Origin of the sequence: Microbacterium sp. 18062 (genome assembly GCF_902706225.1) — a bacterium.
GTDB lineage: Bacteria > Actinomycetota > Actinomycetes > Actinomycetales > Microbacteriaceae > Microbacterium.
Genome location: NZ_CACSKB010000021.1, coordinates 63613 through 69669, shown reverse-complemented (window position 1 = coordinate 69669; position 6057 = coordinate 63613). Strand labels below are relative to the sequence as shown.

6 protein-coding genes and 1 pseudogene are annotated in these 6057 nt (G+C 67.7%); 2 read left to right on the top strand and 5 right to left on the bottom strand.

Going from position 1 to position 6057, the window contains the following annotated elements:
* Positions 1-84: 84 nt before the first annotated feature.
* Complete coding sequence (locus GVL03_RS09815) at positions 85-1044, bottom strand: type II toxin-antitoxin system HipA family toxin (protein ID WP_159500808.1); 960 nt, start codon at positions 1042-1044, stop codon at positions 85-87.
* 238 nt (positions 1045-1282) lie between these two features.
* A complete protein-coding gene (locus GVL03_RS09810; RefSeq protein WP_159500807.1) occupies positions 1283-1852 on the bottom strand; it encodes a hypothetical protein in 570 nt (189 codons plus the stop codon).
* A 280-nt stretch (positions 1853-2132) separates the two neighbouring features.
* Between GVL03_RS09810 and GVL03_RS22320 the strand changes: the two are divergent.
* A pseudogene (locus tag GVL03_RS22320) lies at positions 2133-2519 on the top strand (integrase core domain-containing protein); the annotation flags it as partial.
* Here GVL03_RS22320 and GVL03_RS09800 read toward each other — a convergent pair.
* From GVL03_RS09800 to GVL03_RS09790, 3 genes are read right to left on the bottom strand one after another with little or no spacing between them, the layout of a single operon-like run.
* Positions 2464-3279: an ABC transporter permease gene (locus tag GVL03_RS09800; protein ID WP_159500806.1), complete on the bottom strand. Its 816-nt coding sequence runs from the start codon at positions 3277-3279 to the stop codon at positions 2464-2466. The pseudogene GVL03_RS22320 and the gene GVL03_RS09800 overlap by 56 nt on opposite strands.
* Positions 3280-3304: 25 nt before the next feature.
* On the bottom strand, positions 3305-4315 hold the full coding sequence (locus GVL03_RS09795) for an aliphatic sulfonate ABC transporter substrate-binding protein (protein ID WP_159500805.1): 1011 nt from the start codon (positions 4313-4315) through the stop codon (positions 3305-3307).
* Between the two features lie 55 nt (positions 4316-4370).
* On the bottom strand, positions 4371-5177 hold the full coding sequence (locus GVL03_RS09790) for an ABC transporter ATP-binding protein (protein WP_159500804.1): 807 nt from the start codon (positions 5175-5177) through the stop codon (positions 4371-4373).
* A 143-nt stretch (positions 5178-5320) separates the two neighbouring features.
* Here GVL03_RS09790 and GVL03_RS09785 point away from each other — a divergent pair, with 143 nt between their 5' ends.
* Positions 5321-6052, top strand: coding sequence for a zinc ribbon domain-containing protein (locus tag GVL03_RS09785; RefSeq protein ID WP_159500803.1), 732 nt, complete (start codon positions 5321-5323; stop codon positions 6050-6052).
* Positions 6053-6057: the final 5 nt, after the last annotated feature.

Below are 6057 nucleotides of genomic sequence, written 5' to 3'. Positions count from 1 at the left end.
TCCATGCGCAAACTCATCCACACCCTCCACGACCACGCAGAACCCGCCCGTCCCGAGCTCCACCTCACCGCCTGACCCCATCCATCACAGGAACAACCGAAGTGACACCACGCCACGGGACTTGACCCCGAAGAACGCGGCCCTCGGCAGCACCTGCCTTTCGCGAAGATTCTGCTTGTCTGCGGCGCTCAGGCGCGCGACCTCGGCAGCATCGTCCCAGTTGTCGCGGATGGTAGACACGAGATGGTCGATAATGTACCGCCCTTCTGCCGCACTGAGTCCGTAGGTCTCCGACTCGCCCACCAGAGCCGCGAAGTTGGACACCTTCGCGCCGCGGTCACCTCGTCCGAAAGCCATCGCCTGCTCGAATGTGTCGCCTGATCTCTGCCCCGGCGCGAGGTCGTAGGCCGGGGTCAACTCCAGGTACCTCCCGTCCCAGAATGCGGCGTGGTTCCGAGCATGGTCGTCGTTGTTGCTGATGGCGATGTTCATCGCGATGCGCCGGAACAGCTCCGGCCCGGGCTGAGTTGCGTCCTTCGCATACATACGAAGCACATCGAGGATCTGCGGGTAGGACACATACCGGGCGTACATTTCGTCGGTCTGCGCCATCGTCAGACCAGAAACCACGTGGCGTCGTCCGCCAGTACCGTCTCGATCAAATCGCTTGACGAGAAGAACTTCGTTGCCGAGGGAAGAGATGACTTTGCTCTCCGGTACGGTTATGCTCGCCCTGCGCGCGAGCTCAAGCATCACCCCTTCGGCGTTCACCACTGAGAACACGCGGTCGTCAGATGACGCGAACTTCGCGAGCCACTCGCCCCCATCGTTATCGGTGAGAGTCGCCTTCGGTCGTGCACCTCCGAGGGTCGTGCCATGCAACAGTGCCGCATCAAGACCCGATGACAGTTCTCCACCCTCATCGAGAATGATGGCCGCCTCATGCAACTCATCGAGCGTCGCTGAGTCGTCCCGGGCAACGTAGTTCTCACGGCTGACTTGAAAGTCCAGCGCTCCGAAACGATTCGAACTAGAACTCAGCATGTAGTCGATCTCGCTGAGGGAATTCGGCGCGACACCTCGTCGGCGTTCGATGACACCACGACCCCATCTGTCGGGACTTCCGTCCCTGAGGACGCCGGCGATAGTCAGCCCGTCTGCAGGCTCCTGGACGCCGGGGCGCAGCGGAAGCTCCGGTGCGAACAGGCTGATGGCGTCGGGCCGGGACCGGTACCTCAGCGCGTAGATGAAGGTGACGAGTGGCCCACCAGAAGGTCGTTGTTCAAACCAGCGACATCACCGGTTCGAGTTCCAGATTCCGCCGTCCGTCCTTGGTGGCGGACGGCGGAATCTGGACGTCGGGGTTGAAGAAGACGTTGAACGGCAGGCCGGCGTCGCGGTTGCTGGTGTCGTCGTCGACGACGATGAGTCTGTCGAAGAAGGCTTGGTTGGCGATCCGGCGCAGTGAGTCGTCGATGCTCATGTAGATCGCGTGCATGTCGTCTGCGAGGGCGAGGCAGTCATCCAGGTGCGCTTTGGCTTGTTCGTACTCGATGTCGCCGGCGTTGATCTGCGTGTCGAGGAACGCCAGCCGACGGGCGACGCGGTCCTGCTCGCTTCCCAGGAGGTCGAGGGGCACAGCGCCGGCGTAGTGGGCCTGCAGGAGCTTCTGGCGTTCATCGCGGAGCGCGTCGTGTTCGATCTTGTAGGCATGGGCTTCCTGTCCGGCGACTTCGTGGAGCCGGTCGAACTCGCTGGTGACCAGCTCGCGCAACGTGGGCAGGATCTGCTCGGGTATCTGTACGCGCCGGTAGTAGTCCTCGACGTCGGCTTCGAGGTCGGGCACGAACATGGACTTGCGTTCGCAATCAGTGCGCTTGGCGTGCCGTCCGGTGCAACGTCAAACCCACCCTGCCGCTCGCAACGCTGCTGACCATCTGATTGTCACGGTGCTGTATCTCGGCGTCGCGTTCGCAGTCGTCGGCACCGGGAACTATGGCACTCGTGTCCATCGCCACTGCGCACTCGTCGCTGCCAGGGCGCGGGCCGAGGTTGAGAATGCCATCGACTGGTACAGCTGATGTCCAGGGAGGTTGTTGCGTGAATCGCGGATGATCTGCTGACGGGCGAAGGGCTCCGCATATCGCTCGTTCGCCTGGCGTGACGCCTGCATCGAGCTCAGCATCCGACCCGAACGCACCCGCCCCTACCGGCCACGGACCAACGGGAAGATCGAGCGTTTCCACTGCACTCTTGCCGACGGCTGGGCCTACGCCCGGTTCTGCAGTTCAGGGGTCGAGCGTCGGGATGCCCCGCCCGGATAGATCCACTTCTACAATCACCACAGGCGCCACTCCGCCATTGGAGCCGCGCCCACCAGCAGGCTCAACAATCTGCCCGGACATCACACCTGGGTGTTCGTTCCCGGCCGTCGCGGTCGCGGCCATGGGACGCGGGCGGAGGTCAGCCCCAGCGGCGCACGGCCCACTTCTGCAGGAGCGCGAGCAACGAGTCGGTGAGCTTGCCGAGGACCGCCAGCACGATGATGGCGAGCACGATCTGATCGACCCGCCCATTGTTCTGCCCCCGCAGGAGCAGGAAGCCGAGCCCCATCGACGCCCCCAGCAGCTCCGCGGCGACGAGGAACAGCCATGCCTGGACGAGAGCGAGCCGCAGCCCGGAGAACAGCGACGGCAGCACGGCGGGCAGCTGCACGGTGAAGAAGAGGCGGAGACCGCCGAACCCGAACGAGCGGCCCAGCTCCACGAGATGCGGGTCGACATGTCTGAGCGCCAGGGACACCGTGGTGAAGACCGGGAAGAAGGCGCCGATCGCGATGAGGATGATCTTCGACTGCTCGCCCATCTGGAACCAGACGAGCAGAAGCGGCACCCAGGCGAGGCTGGGCACCGCGCGCACGATGCCCAGCGACGGGGAGAGCGTGGCGTCCCAGAGGCGGGAGAGGCCGATGAGACCGCCGAACGCGATCCCCAGGAGCGCCCCGGCGGTGAATCCCAGCACGACCCGCTGCACCGAGATGGCGATGAACTGTCCGAGCTCGCCGCGCTCGGCGAGCGTCACGGCGGCATCGATCACCGATGCGGGGCTCGGGAACTTGAAGGGCGGGACGATCGGATCGCCGGGGATCGTGAGGAGGAACCAGACGACGACGAGCGCGACCGGGACGACCGCGCCCACCGCGATCCGCACACCACGCCGCGACAGCGGTCCCGTCTGCGGCGGATCGGCGACGGTGCGCTTGGTCCCGGTCGTGCTCATCGTCGTCCCCTCGCCATGCCCGGCGTCAGCCGGCGGCCTTCTCGGCGAACTGGGGCGCGAACAGCGTGTCGAGCGCGGCGTCGATCGACTGCTGGCTGGTGACGTCGCCCAGCGCCACCTGGATCGCGCCGATCGGGGCGAGGACGGACGCGAGCGCCTCGCCCGGGACCGGATCGATGTCGAGCCCCTCGCGCTCGTCGATGACCTTCTGCGCCACGCTGAGGTCGATCACCGCGGCGTCGGCGAGGATCTGCGCCGTCTCATCGGGGTTCTCGAGCGCCCACGCACGGGCGCGCTCATAGGCGTCGACGACGGCCTGGACGGCGTCGGGGTTCGTCTCGATGATCTCCTCCGTCGCGTTCAGCACGCTGAAGGAGTTGAAGTCGAGGTTGCGGTAGAGCAACTCCGCCCCGCTCGCCTCGGCCGTGGCCATGATCGGGTCCAAGCCCGACCATGCGTCGACGGAGCCCGACTGGAGCGCGGCCCAGCCGTCCGCGTGCAGGACGTTCTCGACCGTCACGTCGTCGATGCCGAGACCGTTCGCCTCGAGCGCCTGCACGAGGAAGAAGTAGGGGTCGGTGCCGAGCGCGGCGGCCACGCGCTTACCTGCGAGGTCGGCGACCGAGGTGATCTCTGAGCCCGCCGGGACGACGAGGGCGGCCCATTCCGGCTGCGCGACGACGTCGACGATCTGCTGGGGGGAGCCGTTGGCGCGGGCGAGCAGCGCCGCCGAGCCCGCCGTCGATCCGAAGTCGATGGCCCCGGCACGGAGCGCCTCGTTCGCCTTCGAAGAGCTGAGCGACTGCACCCACTCGATCGTGTAGCCCTCCTCCTCGAGCCAGCCCTGGTCCTTCACGATCAGGCTGAGCGGGTTGTACGTGGCCCAGTCGAGCGTGAGGGTCGTCGAGGTGCCCGAGGTGCCCGAGGTGGCGTCGGCCTCGGCGGGGGCGTCTTCGCCCGCGACGCAACCGGAGAGGGCGAGTGTGGCGATGACGGCGCCGGCGGCGAGGCCGAGCGAGCGACGGCGAACAGACATGGATGGGCCTTTCGATGGGCGGTGGTGAGGGGACATGGCGTGGATGCGCCGCAGGTCAGTGCGCGTGGCGATCGATGCCGAGCGCGCCGAGCAGCCGCGCGCGCATCTCGGCGAGCTCGGCGGAGCCGCGATCGCGAGGGCGGTCTCCCGGCACGGTGAGCAGCTGTTGGATTCCGGCGCCGGGGGCGTCGTCGTCCGCGCCGAGCACGATGATGCGATCGGCCAGCTGCACCGCCTCGTCGACGTCGTGCGTCACGAGCAGCGTCGTGGTCGGCGCCTCGGCGAGCACCGACAGCAGCAGATCTTGCATCCGCAGCCGGGTCAATGCGTCGAGCGCTCCGAACGGCTCGTCCAGGAGAAGCACACCGGGTCTGCGGGCGAGCGCGCGGGCGAGGGAGGTGCGCTGGGCCATCCCCCCGGATATCTGGCGCGGGCGATGGTGCGCGAAGTCGGTGAGGCCGATGAGGCCGAGGAGCCCGTCGATGCGAGCGTCCCGCTCGGCGCGGGGCAGTCCACGGGGCAGGCCCAGGGCGATGTTCTGGGCGACGGAACGCCAGGGCAGCAGGCGCGGCTCCTGGAAGCCGATCGCGATCCGCGGGTCGATTCCGCGGATCGGGTCGTCGTCGATGAGCACATCGCCGCCGCTCGCGACGTCGAGTCCGCCGGCGATGCGCAGGAGGGTGGACTTTCCCGAGCCGGAGGCGCCGAGGATCGCCACGAGCTCTCCGGGTTCGACGACGAGATCGATGTCCTGCAGGACCGCGTGGGAGCCGAAGGAACGGGAGAGGCTGCGAAAACGAAGCCGAGCGGCGGGGACCGCATACGCCGTCCCGTCCGGCACGTGCGTGACCGAGGTCGTCATCGTGCATCCTCTCGCAGGTCGGAGTCGATCGGAATGAAACTAACGATTCTCGTCGCCGAGGCCCGCATCGCGCGACACGGGGGGTAACAGTGGTTCATCCGCTGTCCCCGCTCGCCGGGCGGTGACTGGCGTAGGTTGGGAGGGTGAATGCCGCTCCCGCCGACCAGCTTCGGCTCCTCGATCTCGCTGCCCTCGACACCCGCCGGACGCAGGCGGATGCGGCGCGCCGCAACCCTCCGCAGGCAGCCCGGGTGCAGGAGCTCGTCGCCCTTCGCCAGTCGCTCTCGCACGAGCTGTCGAACCGCCGCGGGGCGGTCGACGACCTGCAGGCGGAGTTGCGTAGGATCGAGGCGGACGTCGCCGTCGTGACGGCGCGTCGTGCCCGCGACGACGAACTGCTGCGGACGACGACGAGCGCGAAGGACGCCGTGGGGATCGAGCACGAGCTCGCCTCGCTCCGTCGGCGCCAGAACGAGCTCGAGGACGCCCAGCTCGTTCTCATGGAGGACCTGGAGGCCGCCGAGCTCGCGGTCGCCGAACAGGAGGCCCTGATCGCGACGACCAACGAGGAGGGTGCGCAGCTCTCCGGCGCGGCCAAGCTCCACGTGGCGGAGGCATCGGCGCTCCACGATCAGCTGACCCGCGACCGCGCCGCCGTGGCGGCAGGCGTCCCCGGCCCGCTCCTCGCGCTCTACGAGAAGCTGTCCGAGCGCAGTGCGGGCGCAGCTCTCGTGCAGGGGCGCACGTGCCTCGGATGCCACATGATGCTCTCGGGCACGGATCTGAACAGGCTGCGCCAGGCGGAGGACGACGCCGTCGTGACCTGCCCCGAGTGCGGATGCATCCTCGTGCGCACCTCGGAATCCGGGTTGTGAGACCG

What these genes read in the sequence shown, in the direction of transcription:
- GVL03_RS09795 (WP_159500805.1), bottom strand. Translation starts at nt 4,315, where the DNA reads ATGTCTGTTCGCCGTCGCTCGCTCGGCCTCGCCGCCGGCGCCGTCATC.
- GVL03_RS09800 (WP_159500806.1), bottom strand. Translation starts at nt 3,279, where the DNA reads ATGAGCACGACCGGGACCAAGCGCACCGTCGCCGATCCGCCGCAGACG.
- GVL03_RS09810 (WP_159500807.1), bottom strand. Translation starts at nt 1,852, where the DNA reads ATGTTCGTGCCCGACCTCGAAGCCGACGTCGAGGACTACTACCGGCGC.
- GVL03_RS09815 (WP_159500808.1), bottom strand. Translation starts at nt 1,044, where the DNA reads ATGCTGAGTTCTAGTTCGAATCGTTTCGGAGCGCTGGACTTTCAAGTC.
- GVL03_RS09790 (WP_159500804.1), bottom strand. Translation starts at nt 5,177, where the DNA reads ATGACGACCTCGGTCACGCACGTGCCGGACGGGACGGCGTATGCGGTC.